The following is a 20,605-nucleotide window of genomic DNA, read 5'->3' as shown; positions in this document are numbered from 1 at the left end:
GCAAGCAGGCGTGAGGCGAGTGGCAACAACGTCTTTATCGAGCGCTTTATCACGATCAGGGCTGCCCGGCGGAAATAACGCTGCGCGGTGTCACCAGTCGACGTTCACGCGGATCGCGTTCTGCGTGCTGCAGGGTGGCGGCTTCACCCTGGATAACTCTTTCATGCAACAAGGGGATAGCCGCATGCGTGGCGAGGATGAGGCTCTCCGCCTCGATAATCGCCTGGCGTCTTTGCGCGCCGGCCGGGATGGTCGCCGCGTGGGTTAAGGCTTTGTCCACCGCGGGGTCACAGAGTTGAGCGATATTGAACGATCCCCGGCAGGCAAAATCACTGTACATGTAGGCTACCGGATCGCCGGAATCCAGCACTGTGGCGCGCGACAAAATGAACGCATCGAATTTGCCCGCCAACGCGTCGGCTTCAATGTGGGCGTATTCCCGCACCTCCTGCTTTACTGTAAAACCGGCTGCGCTGAGCTGTTGAGCCAGATAAACCGCAACTTCGGGCAGCTCTGCCCGATCGCTGAAGGTCGCCAGGGTAATGGTTTGGCCTTTCACCGCCGCCGGCGGGATAGCCGGTTGCGGTTGCCGTAATGAGGCGGCCCAAGGTAATGCGGGGCCAAGCAACCCGGTGGCAAGATCGGCACGGCCTTCGTAGACGTTGTCCACTAACTGTTGGCGTTGAACCGCTGCCGCCGCCGCTGCGCGCACCGCAGGATCGCGGAAAGCGCCGACACGAGTGTTCAGATACAGCGTATTGGTGCGCGGCATCGGGACTTCGTGGATCAGCCCCGCTTCAATGAGCGGCAGCTGCGATACCGGCAGAGCCTCAACCAGATCGGCGCTGCCGGTTCTCAGGGCGGCGGCACGTGCATTGCTGTCCGGCACAAAACTGACGTCGATCCCCGGTGCGGCGGCTTTCTCGCCCCAGTAACCGTCAAAACGATTTAGCCGTGCGCTGCTGGTGCCGTTGATTTCTGTTAACACGAAAGCGCCGGTTCCGGCCTGCAGCGGATTGACCACGCCGTTGGCGGCGTAGGCCCGTTCAGCGAGGATCGCCAGTTGCGGGCTGGACAGCCGTTGCGGAATTAAAGGATCGGGGCGGGCTGTAGCGATCAGCACGGCATTATCGCCTTCGGCGGTGATCGACAACTCGACGCCGTCCAGAATGCGTGGTTTCGGCGCGGCATTTATCGCCGCTGAAAGTGAACGCACTACGCTTTGCGCCGTCATTACGCTGCCGTCGTGGAAACTGACACCCTGACGCAGCACAAAGCGCCAGCGGCGTTCATCGATTTGCTGCCATTCAGTCGCCAGTGCCGGCTCGGCATCGCCATTGGCGTTCAGCACCACCAGGGTTTCGGCATTGCTCCAGCGTGAGAGTTTAAACGCATCGTCGCTCAACGGCGTTAACCCGGAGCGGGGCGGCTGCAGCATGGCCAGCCGGATACGTTTTTCTTCGGCGACACTTTCTTTTGGTTTTGCAGGTTCAAAGCAACCGCCAAGCAGCAAACTGCCGGCAAGCAGGCAGCCGGTGGGGCCAATAAAGCGCAGGTTCAGCATGCAAAATACCTCAGGATCTCAGGGCTAAAAGGGGGGTAATGATGGGATTGCGGCGATCAACGCGCGGGTAGCGACATGCCGGGGCGATTGCAACAGATCGTGGGTTGGGCGATCTTCCACGATGGCGCCGCGATCCATCACCAGCGTGCGGTGGCATAAGGCGGCCACCAATGAAATATCATGGGAGACCAGCAGCATTCCCATCCGTTGCTGACGGGCAATACGATCGAGCAGGTTGATGATCTGCCGGCGTAAGGGCTGGTCCAGACCGCTGACCGGCTCATCGGCCAGTAAAAAACGAGGTTGCAGCGCGATAGCGCGTGCCAGTGCCACCCTTTGTGCCTGCCCGCCGGAAAGCTGGCCCGGTCTGGCGTACAGCAGGTGTTCATCCAGTTCAACCTGACGCAGAGCACGCTCTGCAGTGATACCCGGATCCTGCGGCAAACCGAGTTGGCGCAGCGGGGCGATAATCAGTTCGGCGACCGTATGGCGTGGATTGAGCGAGGAGTGGGCGTCTTGCGGGACATACTGCACCAAACGTCGGTACCAACGCAGCCGACGAACGGACGCTGGGCGAATCGCGGTACCCTGGCAGAAGATATGGCCGTAATCCGGCGCATCGAGCGCTAGCAGCAGCTTGAGCAAGGTGGATTTGCCTGCGCCGGAGCAGCCAACCAACCCGATGCGTTCTTCGGCATACAGATTCAGATCGGTAGGGCTAAGGCCACCAGATGCCGACGCATATCGCCGACAGACATTTTGCAGGCTGATAAAAGGCAGTGCGGCGTTGACCGGTAGGTGGCTCATTGGTTATCCCGCCATACTCATAGAGGAGTAATGACCGAATGCCGGGCGCAGTACCGTGGCAACCAGCCGCTGAGTGTAGGGGTGTACAGGGTGGCGCAACAACTGCGCGACAGAGCCGTGCTCGGCCATCGTGCCGTTCGCCAGCACGATGGCCCGTTGGCACAGGCTGGCGGCGACGGCAAGGTCGTGGGTGATAAACAGCAGCGCGGGCGCGGCGGGGCGCTCGGTGTAGCGCTTCAGGATATCGATTAACTGATGCTGGCTGACCATGTCCAGTGCGGTGGTAGGTTCATCCGCTATCAGCAGGCTTTTCTCGCCGCTCAGCGCGAGAGCCGCACAAATCCGCTGACATTGGCCGCCGGACAATTGCCCGGGATAGCGCATCATGATGCTCTCCGGCGGCAGGCCCAGCGCAGCCAAGAGTTCTGTGGCGCAGCGTTGGGCGTGTTCTTTGCTCATGCCGCTCCGGCCACGCAGAGCCATGATCAGTTGCTTACCCACGGTGCTCAGGGGGTTGAGGCTGGTAAAAGGATCTTGAAAAATGGCCGCCAGCGAGAGTGACTTGCGCTGTTGTAAACGTTGGCCGCTGATTTCTCGCCCCAATAGCCGTATCGATCCGCTGAGTTCGGCACCGTTCGGCAGCGTACCTAAAATGGCAGCGGCGGTGAGTGATTTGCCTGAGCCTGATGCGCCCAGCAGGCATAGCCGTTCGCCGGCATGTAGGGTGAAGTTCAGATCGCTGATTTTGACTTCCCCGTTAATCGACAGCGTCAACTGTTCTACGGTGAGTAACGGCGGGCTTTGGTTTTCCATTAGCGTGTCTGTGCGAAGCAGTTATGGTATGTAATAACATAACATTCGTTGGCGTGACATGACCAGCAGATTTCTGAAATACTTTGAAATAGTCTAAAGCAGGGAAATCAAGGTATGATGCTCAAGGTATTGTTGTCAGGTTGGTTCTATCGGTGAGAACGTTGATTTTTATTCTGTGCATGGCCGCCTATGTGCTGGTACTGGGTTACCTTGGTGTTTACGTCACCGATAAACTGTGCGAGCAATCCAGTAACTACACCAAGCTGTGCCGTATGGTTGATATCTCCGAGCCGCATATTCCAAAATAAACGACCGTCGTCAACCCAGATAATCGGTAGTGATCAATGGCGTCAGTATCCCGGATAGGCAGGCTAACGTAGCCCATTGCCGCCAGCCTAATCGCGCCAGCCAATCCTGACGCAACGGCGGCGTTGCGAGTTGTCCCAGAGCAACCGTACCGGTGAACATCACTGTCAGGATCACGAATACCAATCCCCGGCTCCAGGAATTAAATTCGATATGCAATATGTTGGCGTAATAGAGTCGCATCAGAATAAAATAGGCCAGCATTAACCAGGCAAAACGCGTTCGTTTTTTCAGCAATTGGTAGAGTATAAATGCGATGAACAGGCTGTGAAACCATGAGATCATTGGCGATTCAATAGGATGCCTGACGCAGACGTTATACACAGCCAGGTAGATATTAAAGATCAACAGTGTATAGACGGCATATATATACCAACCATAGATGACTTTGAGTTTTTGGGTGTTTGGCGAGATAGGGCAATAGTCCGGTATCATTGGGGCCTCCTGAGCTGGATAGCGTTATAACACCGAAGAGCTAAATGAAAATTAAACGCCAAACGGGCTTTATTTTACCCCCAAACGGGAACTAATCAGCGCCTGCTGGGTCTGTTCAAACGGTAACGTCCAGGGTATTTTCAGCGAAAGAGTAATGACACTACATTGATATGAAAAATTATAAAAACGGTCACTCTACGGTATGTTTACTGGTTGCCACGTTGGGGCTTTACTTTTTCCTGCCGCCGACGCTCATCGCCTTGTTCTGCCAATGGTTTAACTTGAACCCCTTTTTTCTTATTAGATCCTGGCATCTCAATCCCTTCGCTGCTGCACGCGGGATTCCGATCTATCAGACCCTTGTGCCCATATTAGTGGTATGGCTTTCAGTCAATGCCCTGGTGGCGGCCATTTTTTTTGCGATATTGGGTTTATATCGTTGGCTTGGCAGGACAAAGCATCGATGAGTCACCCTTGTGCACTGACAAAAAGAGGTAGATAAAAAGCACTTTACAATGGATAATGATAGTCGTTATCATTTAGTGGTCGGTAAGGGTAGAAGGATTGTCTCCTTATGTGCCACCCAAGCCGGCACGACATTGCTCACATTGCTTCCAATCTTTGTTGCCAGCCTCGCGCTGGCATTTTTTTACTTCTTTTATTTCAGTCTACTAACCCAGATTACACCCTTGGTTTTTCAGTGACGATGAAACACTTTCCCCGCTCATAAAAAGCGTCGCTATGCTTGAAACTTTTTGTCGATAAAGATAATAATTATCATTAATATTATCTTTTCATTGGATTCAGTGCACTGATAGATCCGCTGCACGTTGTCAGCCAGCGTTGCTGACAGAGAATCTTATTCGGCGTGATTTTGAGTATTTACCAGGGGTTACAGAGATGTCGATGCATTTTCCGGTTAAACGATCGCGTCTGTTCTGCGCGCTCGCCATGTTCCTGCCACTCACCTCGTTGGCTGAGGATACTTTGGTTGTCACTGCCAAATCTGCCGATACGGCGGAGGCGGCGACGCAGGGCTATCAGGCTACGACCAGCCAGGGTGCGACGAAAACGGACAGACCGTTAGCCCTGACGGCCCAGTCGATCTCGGTAGTAACTCGGCAGCAGATGACCGATCAGAATGCCCAGACGGTTAACGATACGCTGAAATATGCTCCGGGCGTCTTCACCAATTTTTCCGGTGGCGCCACCCGCTATGACACCATTGCATTGCGCGGTTTTCATGGCGGTGACGTCAATAACACTTTCCTTGATGGCCTGCGTTTGTTGAGTGACGGTGGCACCTATAACGCCTTGCAGGTTGATCCCTGGTTCCTGGAACGCGTCGACGTCATCAAAGGACCCTCCTCGGTGATGTATGGGCAAAGCATTCCGGGTGGATTGGTCGCGCTGACGTCCAAGCGGCCTCAGTTCGCCACGGAAGGGCACGTTAACCTGATGGCAGGCAACAACAGTACTCAGGGCGGCGCCTTCGATGTGACCGGACCGCTGTCTGAACAGTGGGCTTACAGGCTGACCGGCATGACGCGCAGCAGCGAAACCATGTACGACCATCAGCGTGAAGAACGCTATGCCGTCGCCCCCTCATTGCTGTGGCAGCCGGATGAAAATACCTCGCTGTTGCTCAAGGCCTACCTGCAGAAGGATCCTTCCGGCGGTTACCACAGTGCCGTGCCGGCCGATGGCAGCCTCTATTCCAGCTCGGGCGACAAACTGGGGCGCGGATTCTTTGACGGTGAGAGCAGCCGGAATGTGTTCAAGCGCTGGGAGCAAATCTACAGCTATGCCTTCTCTCACAGTTTTAACGACGTCTGGTCTTTCCGTCAGAATGCCAGTTACACCCATTCCAATGTTGAGTTGCAACAGGTGTATCAGATTGGCTGGAATGACGATCACCGTTTGCTGAACCGTTATTACAGCGGTTCTGCCACTTCGCTGGACGCCTTTGCCGTCGATAACCAACTGGAAGCCGACTTTACCACCGGGGCGCTGGATCATAAGGTTATGCTGGGGCTGGACTATCAGCGCTTTCGCAATAATTTGTGGGAAGAATCTGCTGGTGCATCGCAGCTGAATCCTTATACCGGTGTGTCCGGCGGGGCGGCGTTAACCGGCCTGACGCATACCGATTCCAGGCGCCACTACGAGCAGAGCGGCGTATATCTGCAGGATGAAATCAACTTACAGAACTGGTATCTGAACCTGTCCGGCCGCTTCGATCGTATCGAGTCTAAAAATACGACGCTCAATACCGGTACCAGCGATGCGCGCAGCGATGATAATTTCAGTGGCCGTGCCTCCTTGCTGTATCACTTTGATAACGGTCTTTCACCTTACGCCAGCTACAGTACGGCGGTAACGCCTGAGGCGCTGCCCGATCAAAACGGACACATGCTGAAACCGAGCACCAGTGAGCAGTATGAGGTGGGGTTGAAATATCAGCCGCCAGGCAGTTCATCGATTTACAGCGTGGCATTGTACGATTTGACGCAGAAAGACGTTGCCAACCGGGTGGTGCAGCAAAGTTATTATCTGCCGGCCGGCAAAGTGCATTCGCAGGGGATTGAACTGGAAGCGCGCAGCAAGATCAGCGAACGTTTCGATCTGATTGCCGGCTACAGCTACAACAAGGTGAAGTTTAAAGACGCGATCGATGGCAACAACGGCAATACGCCGTATCTGGCCCCCGACCAAATGGCTTCTCTGTGGGGTAAATACGCGGCCGGATTCGGCGTGGATCTTGGCGCTGGGGTACGCTATATCGGCAAGCAGTGGGCAGACAATGAAAATACGCTGCGCATTCCTTCGGTGACGCTGGTGGATGCCTCGGTAAGGATGAATTTGGGCAGCGTGAACCCATCAATGAAAGGCGCCTACGTTCAGTTGAACGTCAATAATCTGACCGACAGGAAATACGTCGCGGCCTGTTATGGCACCGGCTATTGCTATTGGGGGGCGGAACGTTCTGTGGTGGCTACCCTGGGGTACGATTTCTGAGGAAAGGGGCCGTATCGCCCCGTCGCTTTGCCGACGGGGCGGTTTTACATTGCTAGAACAGGGAGAAAAGCAACACCACCGGCAGGCTTAGCGGCCAGGTCAAACCAATCGTCAACGCGCTGATAAAACGAATTTTGATGGTATCCCGGCTGACTAAATAGGTAAAAACCATAGAAACTAAAAGGCCTATTAAATAGAAATATTGTGTCGCAACCCACAGCGGTGACATGAAACCTATCCCAGTTGTATTTTTAAGCCGCGAATTCTAGGGGCTTAATTCCACATAATCAATGCTTATTAGTTGTTTATTTAGTTTATTATTTATAACCATATTATTAATGCTGTTATTAGGCTCTGACGTGCACGGGACGGCTCCTGTTAGCGATAATGGGAGAAATCAGGACATAGGTTTACCCGCGGGGGAAACTCAGGAATCTTCGGTGGGGGGAAATTGTTCGGCGGCCGTATTGGCGATGCGGAAGAACATAATTCCCCACTGCTCGCGGTTGCCCAATTAATCGGATAATTTGAAAGCGTTTGGCAGATATAATATGTTGGTAGGCCCTGGAGAACGTGAGGAGAGAGTATGAGTTTTTGGCGAATCGTATTTACCATTATTCTACCGCCGCTGGGTGTGTTGCTTGATAAAGGTATCGGCGGGGCTTTTATCCTCAACATTATCCTGACTGTGTTGGGCTATTTCCCTGGATTGATTCATGCCTTCTGGATCCAGACTAAACAGTAGTGGTGCCATCATCTGGCCCAGCCGTTTTGCACTGGGGGACATGTTCATGTAGTCCGAGACTCTCAACCCTGGTATGCGTTCGCATGCCGGGGTTTTTTACGCCGTTCAGCCGTCTAATAAATGTTGAGGCCGTAGACAAACAACCATGAAAAAAGCATCGCCAACAGACTTACGATGAAAAGGATGGAGATCATTTCCTTCACGTGAAAATTCCCTTTTGATGTTTGGTGTTTTTACTTCCCATTGTTTTTACATGGGATTTTATATCCTAATGGGTAAAAATCCTAGTTTTAAAGTGGTTTTCATGCTGATTTGCAACTGCGTTTAGGTTTGGTTGTGGGAGGCGTCTGCGTGGGCATGCCATCAGACATCTGGGAAATGACGCGGGGTGAATGGAACGTCAGGAGGGGGGCGTCCAGCCGCGTTAACTATTCGTAGCTATTGCCGGAATCTGCTGGGGTGAACTATATATCATAGGTCTAAACGGCGTTTGACCTTGCACAGGCGGGCCGGCGTAACGCCGTCATCTTAAAGAAGGAATCAGGTATGAATACAAAACCTACAGTAGTCCTGGTGCATGGATTTTGGGGTGGGGCCGCTCACTGGAGTAAGGTGATTGGCGAATTGTCACGTAAAGGTTATCACTCGATACACGCCGTAGAAATGCCGCTGACATCGTTGGCCGATGATGCCGAGCGTACGCGCAAAATGGTGGCTCAGCAGGCAGGGCCGGTTTTGTTGGTTGGTCATTCGTATGGTGGTGCGGTTATTACCGAAATGGGTAACCAACCCAACGTGGTCGGGCTGGTGTATATCGCCGCCTTTGCGCCGGATACCGGGGAAAGCCCTGGCGGTATCACGCAGGAACATCCTCCGGCGGCGATGGCTAACCTGGTGCCGGACAGCGACGGTTATTTATGGATTAAACCGGACAAGTTCCATGAAAGCTTCGGCCAGGATCTTTCCTCTGATGAGGCTCTGGTGATGGCGGTGACGCAAAAGGCTCCGCTGGCCAGCACCTTCGGTAACGTTATCAATGAGCCTGCGTGGAAGCACAAACCTTCCTGGTACCAAATTTCCAGCGACGACCGGATGATTTCGCCTGAGAATCAGCAGCGCATGTCGGCCCGGTTGAACGCTAAAAAAGTGATTACGTTGAATGCCAGCCATGCGTCGCTTGCCTCGCACCCAAAAGAAGTGGTCGCTTTGATTGATGAGGCGGCGAGCACCTCATGAAATATCCTTACCAAGGCCTTGCAACAGCGGTTTTTTGCCGCAGGCCGGTTAAACAGGCTTGCTGTGTTCGGCCGCATGCATCGCCAAATAGGCTTTAAGATTCTCGTCGTTAAAACCAAGCACGCCAAGGATCGCGGCCATAAAGCTGACGGGAGCGGTGCCGGGCGCGGTGACGACGCGTTGATCGGCAACGGCGTAAGGCACATCCTGATAGTACGCGGCTCCCGCATAGTTCAGTTGCGACAGATTTTCCGCTGAATTGGAAGTATGGCGGAGATTGTCGAGCACGCCCGACTGTGCCAATACGCGAGTTCCATCGCAAATACCGGCGACGACGATGTTTTTTCGGTGAGCCTCGGCGACCAACGCGGTGATGTCTGGCGCTTGTCCACTTTGCCATGCCGTACCGCCGCAGACGATCAACAGGTCAACATCATCGAGTTCGATGGCTTCAATGGATAGCTGCGGGGTAACGAGCATCCCTCCAGAGGAAACGATGGGGGTGGCTTTGGGTGAAGCGAAACGGGTATCGAAACCGTAATAGCCTCGACAAGTGGAGTTGATCAGCGCGGTTTCCCAATCGGAAAAATTATCGGTAAGAAGAGTTATGGCACGTGTCATTGGCGTGTATTTCCCTATGAGGATGAAAATGGTCCGCGGAATGGTTTACCGCAGGATCCCAAGTTTAATGGGCGCTACTGTCAATTTCTGGCAGGGGGGATTTTTCCTGGCGTTAAAAAGATCCCGCACGACGGCGGGATTAAGGGATGATAGTCTAGCTATTGGATTTTATTCTGGTTATGAGGTGGTGTGGACCTTCAGAAGGTGACACTAACCCACGGAAACTTTATGGACAAGTGAAAGGTTCAAGGCGCTGCATGTATCAGAATATCCTCAAAGAGGGTTTTGCGCGGTGATGGGGCAGCTTGTCAGCGTTACTGTGGGACCACGTCCTTGTGGATAGTCGTCCTAACGTCGTTTCCGCTTGGTGTTGAAAGTACTTGTTCTTCTTTGCCGCCAATAGAGGACAAAGGAAAATACGACAACTGCCATCAAAACGACGATGATTGCGATTGGAAGTAGTTCCATAGCACTCACCTAAGATTGCAATTTGCCAACTCATTAAATAGGAATATTCCCAATCTAAGCAATGAGCAACGCGTAAAGAAAACGTAATTAGGAATTACCTCAGCGCTGATTGTGCTAATGGCAAGAAAGACGAGGATAGGAAAAATGATTTTTCGCCTTGCAACAATGCAGGATATTAATGTGTTGATCGGTTTTGATACCCTTGCATCGCATGATCTGCATCGTCACACCGAGATCCGTGAGTGGTGCGAGGCCGGTGTCTGCCATGTTGCAGAGCTTGCTGGCGAAATAGTGGCTTATGGCGTGCTGCACTATCACTTTTACGGTTATGGGTTTATCGACATTCTTATGGTCGATGAGCGGTTCCGACGCAGAGGCGTGGGGCGAAAGTTACTCGAACAATTAAAATCGCTTTGCGAGCGCCCCAAGCTGTTTACCTCAACTAACGGTTCGAATTTACCCATGAAGAGGCTGTTACTGGAAGCCGGCTTTACTGAGAGCGGTTGTATTGAAAACCTGGATGAAAACGATCCTGAGAGGGTGTTCTTTTTTCCTGTAAAAGGAACAGCCAGCTAACAAGATTAACTGGCTGTTTTAATAAACATTATGCCGTTTGCTTATGGAAAAGCTCGCGGAATACCGGATAAATATCGTCCGGCTCACGGATATGCTGCATGGCAAAGTTATCGAATTTGGCCTGCAGGTCTTCATATTCGCGCCACAGCGTCTGGTGGGCACGGCGGGTGATTTCAATGTAGCTGTAATAACGCACCATCGGCAGCAGTTTTTTCGCCAACAGTTCGTGGCACAGCGGTGAGTCATCGGCCCAGTTATCGCCATCCGAGGCTTGTGCGGCATAAATGTTCCATTGAGCCGGGTCGTAACGCTCTTCAACCACTTCATTCATCAGTTTTAGCGCGCTGGAAACGATAGTGCCGCCGGTTTCCTGCGAGTAGAAGAACTCCTGTTCATCCACTTCCTTCGCCTGGGTGTGGTGGCGGATATACACCACGTCGACGTTTTTATAGGTTCTGCTCAGGAACAGATAGAGCAGGATATAGAAACGTTTAGCCATGTCCTTGGTTGCCTGATCCATGGAGCCGGAAACGTCCATCAGGCAAAACATTACCGCCTGGCTGGAAGGTTCAGGACGACGTTCATAGTTCTTGTAACGTAAATCAAAAGTATCGATAAAGGGCACGCTTTCGATTTTTTTGCGCAGCTCGGCAATTTCTTTGCGCAGCCGCTCCTCTTCCAGCAATTGCACCGGCTCGGTGTTTTCCAACTGGGTGAGCTCGCCTTCCAGCTCATGCAGGGCACGCCGCTTTCCGGCGGTCATGGCGGTACGTCGCGCCAGTGAGTTTTGCAGCGAACGCACCACACTGATATTGGCCGGCACGCCGTTGGCGGTGTAACCGGCCCGATGAGTTTTGTACTCGGTAAGTTGCTTATACTGATTTTTTTTCAGGTTCGGCAGCGCCAAATCTTCAAACAGCAGATCAAGGTATTCGTCCTTGGATATCTGAAAGACGAATTCATCCTCGCCTTCGCCATCCTGGCTGGCGTTTCCCTGACCGCCACCCCCGCCGCTGCCGCCGCCCTGAGGGCGTTCGACACGGTCATTCTGCACAAAATGGTCGTTACCGGGATGAACGCGGTGGCGAGTGCCACCGCGGCCTTGATGAAACATAGGCTCGTTGATATCGCCATTGGGGATTGAAACCGACTCCCCGCTGTCCACGTCGGTGACCGAACGCTTGTTGATGGCTTCGGCAATCGACTGTTTGATTTGCGACTTGTAGCGGCGCAAGAAGCGCTGGCGGTTCACCATGCTCTTGTTTTTGCCGTTAAGCCGTCGGTCAATAAAATACGCCATACTTCCCCCAAACGACGTTGCCAACTTTCTACGCCATCTCCATGACGCTAATTCTCATTAGCCGTTATGAAGACTTTCTGACCCGCAGATACCATTCACACAGCAGGCGAACCTGTTTGCGGGTGTAGCCTTTTTCCATCATGCGGTCGACGAAGTCGTCATGTTTCTTCTGCTCATCCGTTGAGGTTTTAGCGTTAAACGAAATCACCGGCAGCAACTCTTCGGTGTTCGAGAACATTTTCTTCTCGATCACGGTACGCAGCTTCTCATAACTGGTCCAGTTAGGGTTACGGCCACTATGATTAGCACGGGCACGCAGCACGAAGTTGACTATTTCGTTGCGAAAATCTTTCGGATTGCTGATGCCGGCTGGTTTCTCGATTTTCTCCAGTTCAGCGTTCAGGGATTCGCGATCGAACAGCTGGCCGGTATCCGGATCACGGTACTCTTGATCCTGGATCCAGAAGTCTGCATAGGTCACGTAGCGGTCAAAAATGTTTTGACCGTATTCCGAGTAGGATTCCAGATAAGCGGTCTGGATCTCTTTACCGATGAATTCGGCGTATTTCGGGATCAGATAGCCTTTCAGGTGTTCCAGATATTTTTCCGACTGATCCTGCGGGAACTGTTCACGCTCGATCTGCTGTTCCAGTACGTAGAACAGGTGCACCGGGTTGGCGGCTACCTCGGCGTGATCGAAGTTGAATACCCGCGACAGGATTTTGAACGCGAAACGGGTGGACAGGCCATTCATGCCTTCATCGACCCCAGCGTAGTCGCGGTATTCCTGGTACGACTTGGCTTTTGGATCGGTGTCCTTCAGGCTTTCACCGTCATAGACGCGCATTTTCGAGTAAATACTCGAGTTTTCCGGCTCTTTCAGGCGAGAGAGCACGGTAAAGCGTGCCAGCGTCTCCAGCGTACCGGGGGCGCAAGGCGCATGGGTCAGTTCACTGTGATCAAGAAGCTTGTCGTAGATTTTCATCTCTTCCGACACCCGCAGGCAGTACGGCACCTTGACGATATAAACGCGGTCGAGGAAGGCCTCGTTGTTTTTGTTGTTACGGAAAGTCACCCACTCGGATTCGTTGGAGTGAGCCAGAATAATCCCGCTGAACGGCAGGGCGGAGATGCCTTCGGTACCGTTGTAGTTACCTTCCTGGGTAGCCGTAAGCAGAGGGTGCAGCACCTTGATCGGTGCTTTGAACATCTCTACGAACTCCATAATCCCTTGGTTGGCACGACACAGAGCGCCTGAATAACCGTAGGCATCCGGATCGTTCTGGGCGTGGTTTTCCAGTTTACGGATGTCCACTTTACCGACCAACGCAGAGATGTCCTGGTTATTCTCATCACCCGGTTCCGTTTTGGCGATGGCTATCTGTTCCAGAATGGAAGGGCGCACTTTCACTACTTTGAATTTGGTGATGTCGCCACCAAATTCATGCAGGCGTTTTGCGGCCCACGGCGACATGATAGTGCCGAGGTAGCGGTTCGGGATGTTGTATTCTTTTTCCAGAATATTGGCATCTTCCTGCGGGTTAAACAGGCACAGCGGATGGTCGTTGACCGGGCTGCGTTCGCCGTTGGCGCTCAAAGTGTAAATCGGCACGCGTTGCATCAGCGCTTTCAGACGTTCTGCCAGCGATGATTTCCCGCCGCCCACCGGGCCCAACAGGTAAAGAATTTGTTTCTTCTCTTCGAGCCCCTGCGCGGCGTGCTTCAGGTAAGAAACTATTTGTTCTATAGCTTCTTCCATACCGTAGAACTCTTCGAAAGCCGGATAGCGTGCGATCACGCGGTTGGAGAACAGGCGTGACATGCGTGACTCAAGCGCGGTGTCGACCATAACAGGTTCACCGATAGCCATTAGCAGACGTTCGGCCGCATTGGCATACGCACTGCGATCTTGCCGGCAAATGGTAAGAAATTCCTGCAGTGTGAACTCTTCGTCCTTGGCAGCTTCATAGCGCTGGCGATAGTGGTCAAATATGTTCATGATGCCCGTCCTTTTCGTTATTAGCACAGGTTAAAGGGAGCTGGTGATAGTGTTTTGGCTCCCGAAAGAAGAAGTTATTACCTGAGTACAGCAACCCGTATGCCAACTTGATACGCTTATTATCGCGAGTTGCGTTGTATTGCCACTGGGCTCAGGATAAATTCGCCTTCTGATTAAGCTTAGTTGGCATACCGGAAAATTTCCTGCGTCATAAAAAGCTTTTTTTAAGTCATATCAATGACTCAGTTGTGACAAGGATGAGCAAACGCCTTGTCTGGCGCGGCTTGCGGCAAAAAACGTCATTGTTCCGCCATGATTAATTCATATTTCTGATCTAACTTATTCGATCTTGGTTGTTTTCTATTGTAAAGATTAGGCGCGTAACGGCATTTTCACATAAACTAAGTCGGCAATTAACTCTGTTATTTATGGAAAAAGAACCAGTGAAAAATTTTCAACTCAAAACGTTAGCAATTGTCGCTTCCGCAATGGTTTTTGCGCAAAGTGCTCAGGCAGGAACCTGGTCACTCGGTGCTGCAGCGCTGGTTAGCCCTGACGCGTACCGTGGTTATAAGACTCGCGTCTATCCGATGCCTGTCATTAACTATGAAGGCGACGACTTCTACTTCCGTACGCTGACAGCCGGTTACTACCTGTGGAAAGATCAGGAAAACCAACTGAGCGTAATGGGTTATTACTCGCCGTTTGGTTTTCGTCCCGGCGACAGCGATGACGACCGCATGAAGCGTCTGGATAAACGACGCGGCACGCTGATGGCTGGCCTGGCTTATACCCATAATGCCGATTGGGGCTCGATCCGCTCCACCTTTACCGGTGATACTCTGGACAACAGCAACGGTCTGGAAGGGGATGTCGCTTATCTCTACAAATTCGATTTAGACGCCTTGACCCTGATTCCTGGTGTGGGCGTGATGTGGAACAGCAAAAACCAGAACAAATACTACTACGGTGTCAGCGATAACGAATCTCGCCGCAGTGGTCTGGACAGCTACAAGCCGGGCGACAGCTGGGCACCTTACGTTGAACTGAGCGCCAATTATCAGATCAACAAGGACTGGGATGCTTTCTTCACCGGGCGTTACATCCGGCTGTCTAATGAAGTGAAAGACAGCCCAATGGTGGATAAATCTTACACAGGGTTGCTGATGGCAGGTGTGAGCTACAGCTTCTAAAAGAAAATTGCACGAATATTGTGCAATGACTGCATCATAAAGGGGCGCTTGCGCTCCTTTTGCACATCTGCGGTGCGCGCGCAGTATGCGTTAAGTACGGGCATAACGCGGGTAACGCGGGTAACGCGGGTAACGCGGGTATAGTGCGATATGTCGTTCGAGGGGGCAAGGGGGAAACAGGGCGACTGGCTCGCCGCCCTATAAACATCAAGCCTTTTTACGGCTGCGGAAGGTTACCGCCAGCCGGGCTGGTTGTTCGCCTGCGGCCACCAACGGTTTACTGACACGGCCGGTTTCCACGCAAACCATGGTTTTATAACCGTCATTCGCCATGTCTGCCATGCTGCAGGACAGCTCCACGCCTGGGTTCCAGGCAATCACATCGCTCATATGATGGTGATGAACCTCAATGGTGCGTTGCAGAGAAGGATCTTTGATCAGGCTGAAAGAGTCTGGTTGGGTATAGACCCGATCGGTTTGACCAATAAATGCCAGGTCTCCGGTCTGACGAGCTTCTGCTCCACCGGCCACTTTGTCGATATAAGGTTCGCCGAGGCCCGCTACTTTTACTTGTTCAATATCCCCAATCTGGAAATAAGTATGCAGCGCTGCGGTAGCCTGATAGTCGCCGTGTGACTCCAGCTCAATCTCGCATTCTTCACCCAGCTTGAAACGGGCAATCAGCGTAAAGGCATGCGGCCAAAGCTTGCGGGTTTGCTCATTGTCTTTCAGGGTAAAGGTCAGAATGACACCGTTGTCGTCTTCATCGTGCGCAGTCAGGTTCCAGGGTTGATTGCGGGCGAAACCGTGCGAGGGTTGCGCTGCCGGGCCAAACCAGGGCCAGCAAATAGGCACACCGCCGCGAATGGCGCTGCCTTTTTTAAAGGGGGTGTTGTTGCTCAGCCAGATAACCGGCTTATCACCGGCAGGTTGCCAGGCTAACAGGTGTGCGCCTTGCAGCGCAACAGCGGCGCGGACTTTCGGGTGAGAGACGACCACTACCGGCAGTTCTTCGAGCTGACGTTGACTGATGTAAGGTGAAATTTGTTCGGTAACGGGCAGGGTGAAAATTTTTTCGTTCATTAGGTTGCCTTTAGTTCGCCGCAGAAACAAAAAAAGGGCGACAAAATGTCGCCCCTCATTATCAGCTTTCCATCATTCCATTATTTGGAGATGTGAGCGATCAGATCCAGAACCTTGTGGGAGTAGCCAGTTTCGTTGTCGTACCAGGAAACCAGTTTCACAAAGTTGTCGTTCAGCGCGATACCCGCTTTGGCATCAAACACGGAAGTCAGGATTTCGCCGTTGAAGTCAGTAGAAACCACTTCGTCTTCAACATAGCCCAGAACGCCTTTCATAGAGCCTTCAGAAGCGGCTTTGATGGCTTTCTTGATTTCTTCGTAGGTCGCTGCTTTTTCCAGACGAACGGTCAGGTCAACTACAGACACGTTTGGAGTTGGAACGCGGAACGCCATACCGGTCAGTTTGCCTTTCAGTTCTGGCAGAACGATGCCAACTGCTTTAGCTGCGCCGGTAGAAGAAGGGATGATGTTCTGGGATGCGCCGCGGCCGCCGCGCCAGTCTTTATGAGACGGGCCATCAACGGTTTTTTGAGTAGCGGTGGTCGCGTGAACGGTAGTCATCAGACCTTCGACGATGCCGAAGTTGTCGTTGATAACTTTAGCCAGCGGAGCCAGGCAGTTGGTGGTGCAAGATGCGTTGGAAACGATATCCTGGCCAGCATATTTTTCAAAGTTTGCGCCACGTACGAACATTGGGGTCGCATCTTTTGAAGGGCCGGTCAGAACAACTTTCTTAGCGCCTGCAGTGATGTGTTTACGTGCGGTTTCGTCGGTCAGGAAGATACCGGTCGCTTCTGCAACAACGTCAACACCCACTTCGTTCCACTTCAGGTTAGCCGGGTCTTTCTCTGCGGTAACACGGATGGTTTTGCCGTTAACAACCAGATGGCCGTCTTTGACTTCTACAGTGCCTTTGAAACGGCCGTGAGTAGAGTCAAATTTCAACATGTATGCCATGTACTCTGCGTCCAACAGGTCGTTGATTGCAACGATTTCGATGTCAGAACGTTCTTGAGCAGCACGGAAAACAATGCGACCGATACGGCCAAAACCGTTGATACCTACTTTGATAGTCATATATTCCACCAGCTATTTGTTAGTGAATAAAAGGTTGGTTGTAAAATTACAAAAACCTTACCAAGCGTCAAGCGGAATCGTGTCAATTCTTGCTGCAAATCAAATCACGGGGCTTGATCTGCTTGCTTATTGCACATTCCGTTTGCGTTCGGCCTCATCCGTTATATGGGGTCAAACCGCCAAGTATAAAGTCACCCTACTTCATATATGTGATCGGTATCACATAACGCCGCAGCGTGACCTTTATGCGCTACAGTTTAGGCCAAAAAGCACTGCAATGTTGTTAATTTTTTGTTATTATTACTCATTGTTTTCGTTGACATTATCCACATTCAGAGAATCACGCAAATGGCTAAAGACACAACCCCTGACCATCCGGCCACGGAACTGAATGAAATCCAACGTTATGTGACCCAGGAACGGGGCACTGAAGCGCCGTACTCCGGTAAATTGCTGCACAATAAGCGCGAAGGTGTATACCATTGCCTGTGTTGCAACCATCCGCTGTTCTATTCCGACAGCAAGTATGACTCCGGCTGTGGCTGGCCAAGCTTCTATGAGCCGGTATCCGATGATGCGATTCGTTATATTGATGATAATTCACACAATATGCATCGGATCGAGATTCGTTGCGGCCACTGCGACGCTCATCTGGGGCACGTATTCCCCGATGGCCCGCAGCCTACCGGTGAACGCTACTGCGTTAACTCGGCTTCGTTGAGTTTTACCGACGGCGAGAACGGCGAAAAAACAGCCGGCTGAGGATTATTCTGCCAGAAAAATCGATTCAGCTAATTATTCTTCCACGAGTGAGGAAATGCTCTGATGGACGTGAAAGACCTGATTGCCGCAATGACCCCGGAGATCTATCAGCGCCTGGTACAGGCGGTAGAACTGGGTAAATGGCCAGACGGCGTTGCGCTGACGCCGGAACAGAAAGAAAACAGTCTGCAGGCGGTGATGTTGTGGCAATCGTTGAACAATGCCGATCCGCAGCATATGACTATTGGCACTGACGGCCAGATAGTGATGAAGAGCAAGCAGGAACTGAAACAGCAGTTCGTTGCCGAACCGCTGGTTAAGTTGAAGCCGCAATAAATCCGAAGGCAGGGCGATGCAACCATCGCCCTGTCGGTTTAGCGTTTCCCGCCGTTTATCTCCAATGATTCCGCCAACTGGTGTGCCAGCCGATTGTTGTCGTCTGCGCCATACTCCCAGAACATGGCGCCGCCCAGCCCCTTGCTTTTAATGTAGTCAGCTTTGATCGCGACCGAACGCGGATTCTCATACGAAATCGCAAACAACGGTTTGCCCTCGGCGGATTGCAGGGTCAGGTAGGGAACCTTGGCGTCGTTGTCCCAATGGGCGCTGAAGCGGCGCTGTGGATCGTTCAGCAGTTTGCTGACGATATCGTTGTACTTAAAATAGCTGTCCTTGGTCAGATCCAACCCCAGTGACTTGAACACGGCGGTTTCACGTGCGGTGAAATAGGGCTGGGTAACCGGATTTTTGGCTGCATCCGGTTTATCCCAATCGATGCCCGGCTCCGTCGCCCGTTTGGGCACCCGGCCGTAAAAGCCGATGCCCAGGTTCAACTGTGCGGGCTTCAGTCCGGCTGCCAGGTAGTTATCCACCACGAAATTGGCGCTGTAACGATCGGCGGCGGCGACGGTTGGCCACTGTTTAGAGTCATACAGGTTGGAATTGAAATATTGGGTGCCATACGCCATGTCGTAGGTCATCAGGTTGATGTAATCGAGATAGGGCGCAATGCCTTTTACATCGACCCATTCCTGTGGGCTTTTTGCGTTGGCGCCGACGGCGATGGTCAGCAATTTGCCTTTATCCAGCGCTTTATGCAATTCCCCCAGCAGCAGGGTGAAATTGGCGCGGTCCGCCGGTTGGCTTTCGACCAGGCCCCAGGCACCGTTGACCGGATATTCCCAATCGAGATCGATGCCGTCGAGGTGAAATTGTTGAATTACCTGTTGTATCGAACGGATAAATATTGCCCGGCTTTCCGGGGTGGCGGCGGCGCCGGAAAAACCGCGCGCTCCCCAACCGCCAACGGAAAGCAGCACCTTCAACTCAGGGTTTTGTTTGCGCAACACCAGCAACAGCTTCAGATCGGCCTCAACCTTCGGCGATAAATAGATCTGATGCAGCCGAGCCGGGTCTTTCAGCGCCGGATTGGTTTCCTCTTTCTCATTGTTGTAAATCAGGCCGAAAGAGTAGTTGAGGTGGGTGATTTGGGTGACATCCAGCTTGTTGATATCGCCACCGGGGCCGGCAGTGACGTCGCCGCCACCGTTAAAATAACCGACGGACAGGTAAGAAGCCGCGTGAGCCATGCCGGCTCCGGCCATGCCTAATTGCACCGCTACCAGCAAAGGCAGCAGCCTACGGGGTAATGCCATGTTATCTCCTTTGGTCGGCAAGGCCGACCGAAACCGCCTGAGGCGGTAACATAAAGCCGGGCTCAAGGGGCCCCGGATGCGTATAACCGATTGATGCGAAGGCATCAGCGGTCATAACAGCAAAAGCAACGTCTGGGAACAAGATGTAATCACGGGAAAATGGTTGGAATGTGAGCGATGTCGAGATTTGCCCCGAGGGAGAAGAAGCGGGCGCCTGGGGCGCCCGCTGGAATCAATGTGCGATGAATTGTGACAGGGTAACGAGCTGCGCTCCGGCCAGCTCCATTGTCTGGAACGCTTTTGGGCTGTCACCTGGCTGTAAATCGACACCGCGGCAGCCGTCGGTAATCACTGAGGTCACATATCCCAGTTCCAGTGCATCCAGAACGCTAAACTTCACGCAGTAATCGGTCGCCAGCCCCATGATAGCCAGGTGAGTGACGCCCTGCGCCCTCAGCCAACCGTCCAGCGCGGTTTGCGCTCGGTGACCGTTGTCAAAGAAGGCGCTGTAGCTGTCGATATCCGGGTTTTGACCTTTACGGAACACCTCGGCAATGGCCTCTCGGTGCAACTGCGGATGCAATTGCGCCCCGTGGCTTTCCTGCACGCAGTGCACCGGCCACCACACCTGCGGCAATCCTGCCAACTCACCTTGCGTGTTGACCTCAGTCCCTGAATTTACCGCAAAACTGCGATGATTGGCGGGGTGCCAATCCTGGCAAGCGACTACCGGTTCACCGCGCGCCACGCAGGCGGCAATCGCCTGATTGGCGGCGATAACAGTGGCATCGCCGTCCGTCACCGCTAACGCGCCACCGGGGCAAAAATCATTTTGCAAATCGATTAACAACAGGGCGGTTTTCATCTCGGCTCCGTAATCTGGGTAGA

20 protein-coding genes are annotated in these 20,605 nt (G+C 52.7%); 8 read left to right on the top strand and 12 right to left on the bottom strand.

What is annotated here, in order from left to right; all coding sequences use genetic code 11:
* Positions 1–55 precede the first annotated feature (55 nt).
* Genes ACUTQW_RS07010 through ACUTQW_RS07000 form a run of 3 tightly spaced genes read right to left on the bottom strand, consistent with a single transcriptional unit; the run spans position 56 to position 3,184 of the window.
* Entirely contained in the window at positions 56–1,564 is a 1,509-nt protein-coding gene (locus ACUTQW_RS07010) for an ABC transporter substrate-binding protein (RefSeq protein WP_064798868.1), read from the bottom strand.
* A gap of 24 nt (positions 1,565–1,588) precedes the next feature.
* Complete coding sequence (locus ACUTQW_RS07005) at positions 1,589–2,371, bottom strand: ABC transporter ATP-binding protein (RefSeq protein ID WP_064798867.1); 783 nt, start codon at positions 2,369–2,371, stop codon at positions 1,589–1,591.
* A gap of 3 nt (positions 2,372–2,374) precedes the next feature.
* Positions 2,375–3,184, bottom strand: a complete 810-nt coding sequence (locus ACUTQW_RS07000; RefSeq protein ID WP_064798866.1) for an ATP-binding cassette domain-containing protein — start codon at positions 3,182–3,184, stop codon at positions 2,375–2,377.
* Between the two features lie 152 nt (positions 3,185–3,336).
* Here ACUTQW_RS07000 and ACUTQW_RS06995 point away from each other — a divergent pair, with 152 nt between their 5' ends.
* Entirely contained in the window at positions 3,337–3,492 is a 156-nt protein-coding gene (locus ACUTQW_RS06995; protein WP_004945427.1) for a hypothetical protein, read from the top strand.
* A gap of 10 nt (positions 3,493–3,502) precedes the next feature.
* Here the strand turns inward: ACUTQW_RS06995 and ACUTQW_RS06990 are convergent, their stop codons facing one another.
* On the bottom strand, positions 3,503–3,835 hold the full coding sequence (locus ACUTQW_RS06990) for a hypothetical protein (protein ID WP_230554758.1): 333 nt from the start codon (positions 3,833–3,835) through the stop codon (positions 3,503–3,505).
* 1,050 nt (positions 3,836–4,885) lie between these two features.
* Between ACUTQW_RS06990 and ACUTQW_RS06985 the strand changes: the two genes are divergently transcribed.
* Positions 4,886–7,003: a TonB-dependent siderophore receptor gene (locus ACUTQW_RS06985; RefSeq protein ID WP_062791855.1), complete on the top strand. Its 2,118-nt coding sequence runs from the start codon at positions 4,886–4,888 to the stop codon at positions 7,001–7,003.
* Between the two features lie 52 nt (positions 7,004–7,055).
* Here ACUTQW_RS06985 and ACUTQW_RS06980 read toward each other — a convergent pair whose 3' ends face one another.
* Entirely contained in the window at positions 7,056–7,232 is a 177-nt protein-coding gene (locus ACUTQW_RS06980; protein WP_004945419.1) for a GhoT/OrtT family toxin, read from the bottom strand.
* Positions 7,233–7,589: 357 nt separating this feature from the next.
* Between ACUTQW_RS06980 and ACUTQW_RS06975 the strand changes: the two genes are divergently transcribed.
* Both ACUTQW_RS06975 and ACUTQW_RS06970 read left to right on the top strand, forming a co-directional pair.
* The gene (locus tag ACUTQW_RS06975; RefSeq protein ID WP_004945416.1) at positions 7,590–7,748 is read left to right on the top strand and encodes a YqaE/Pmp3 family membrane protein; all 159 of its coding nucleotides are present in this window, start codon (positions 7,590–7,592) and stop codon (positions 7,746–7,748) included.
* Between the two features lie 546 nt (positions 7,749–8,294).
* A complete protein-coding gene (locus ACUTQW_RS06970) occupies positions 8,295–8,984 on the top strand; it encodes an alpha/beta hydrolase (protein ID WP_006325828.1) in 690 nt (229 codons plus the stop codon).
* Positions 8,985–9,032: 48 nt separating this feature from the next.
* On the opposite strand, the gene ACUTQW_RS06965 is transcribed toward ACUTQW_RS06970, so the two are convergent.
* Positions 9,033–9,605, bottom strand: a complete 573-nt coding sequence (locus ACUTQW_RS06965; protein ID WP_004945410.1) for a type 1 glutamine amidotransferase family protein — start codon at positions 9,603–9,605, stop codon at positions 9,033–9,035.
* Between the two features lie 612 nt (positions 9,606–10,217).
* Here ACUTQW_RS06965 and ACUTQW_RS06960 point away from each other — a divergent pair.
* On the top strand, positions 10,218–10,649 hold the full coding sequence (locus ACUTQW_RS06960) for a GNAT family N-acetyltransferase (RefSeq protein WP_006325826.1): 432 nt from the start codon (positions 10,218–10,220) through the stop codon (positions 10,647–10,649).
* A 28-nt stretch (positions 10,650–10,677) separates the two neighbouring features.
* Here ACUTQW_RS06960 and ACUTQW_RS06955 read toward each other — a convergent pair whose 3' ends face one another.
* Both ACUTQW_RS06955 and yeaG read right to left on the bottom strand, forming a co-directional pair.
* Positions 10,678–11,949, bottom strand: coding sequence for a YeaH/YhbH family protein (locus ACUTQW_RS06955; protein WP_006325825.1), 1,272 nt, complete (start codon positions 11,947–11,949; stop codon positions 10,678–10,680).
* A 64-nt stretch (positions 11,950–12,013) separates the two neighbouring features.
* Positions 12,014–13,948, bottom strand: coding sequence for a protein kinase YeaG (gene yeaG, locus ACUTQW_RS06950; protein WP_006325823.1), 1,935 nt, complete (start codon positions 13,946–13,948; stop codon positions 12,014–12,016).
* A 428-nt stretch (positions 13,949–14,376) separates the two neighbouring features.
* On the opposite strand from yeaG, the gene ACUTQW_RS06945 reads away from it, so the two are divergent.
* A complete protein-coding gene (locus ACUTQW_RS06945) occupies positions 14,377–15,141 on the top strand; it encodes a MipA/OmpV family protein (RefSeq protein WP_020439166.1) in 765 nt (254 codons plus the stop codon).
* A gap of 207 nt (positions 15,142–15,348) precedes the next feature.
* Here the strand turns inward: ACUTQW_RS06945 and ACUTQW_RS06940 are convergent, their stop codons facing one another.
* Positions 15,349–16,224, bottom strand: coding sequence for a D-hexose-6-phosphate mutarotase (locus ACUTQW_RS06940; RefSeq protein ID WP_006325816.1), 876 nt, complete (start codon positions 16,222–16,224; stop codon positions 15,349–15,351).
* Between the two features lie 80 nt (positions 16,225–16,304).
* Positions 16,305–17,300: a glyceraldehyde-3-phosphate dehydrogenase gene (gapA, locus tag ACUTQW_RS06935; RefSeq protein ID WP_004945391.1), complete on the bottom strand. Its 996-nt coding sequence runs from the start codon at positions 17,298–17,300 to the stop codon at positions 16,305–16,307.
* Positions 17,301–17,648: 348 nt separating this feature from the next.
* Between gapA and msrB the strand changes: the two genes are divergently transcribed.
* Together msrB and ACUTQW_RS06925 are read left to right on the top strand one after the other, a co-directional pair.
* Positions 17,649–18,062: a peptide-methionine (R)-S-oxide reductase MsrB gene (msrB, locus tag ACUTQW_RS06930; protein WP_004945389.1), complete on the top strand. Its 414-nt coding sequence runs from the start codon at positions 17,649–17,651 to the stop codon at positions 18,060–18,062.
* A gap of 63 nt (positions 18,063–18,125) precedes the next feature.
* Complete coding sequence (locus ACUTQW_RS06925) at positions 18,126–18,398, top strand: YeaC family protein (protein ID WP_004945385.1); 273 nt, start codon at positions 18,126–18,128, stop codon at positions 18,396–18,398.
* 38 nt (positions 18,399–18,436) lie between these two features.
* On the opposite strand, the gene ACUTQW_RS06920 is transcribed toward ACUTQW_RS06925, so the two are convergent.
* Together ACUTQW_RS06920 and pncA are read right to left on the bottom strand one after the other, a co-directional pair.
* Positions 18,437–19,717, bottom strand: a complete 1,281-nt coding sequence (locus ACUTQW_RS06920) for a glycoside hydrolase family 18 protein (protein ID WP_166728935.1) — start codon at positions 19,715–19,717, stop codon at positions 18,437–18,439.
* A gap of 232 nt (positions 19,718–19,949) precedes the next feature.
* On the bottom strand, positions 19,950–20,582 hold the full coding sequence (gene pncA, locus ACUTQW_RS06915; protein ID WP_006325811.1) for a bifunctional nicotinamidase/pyrazinamidase: 633 nt from the start codon (positions 20,580–20,582) through the stop codon (positions 19,950–19,952).
* Positions 20,583–20,605 lie beyond the last annotated feature (23 nt).

The organism is Serratia sp. TSA_7, assembly GCF_052692135.1.
This window is presented reverse-complemented; position numbering and strand designations above follow the sequence as displayed.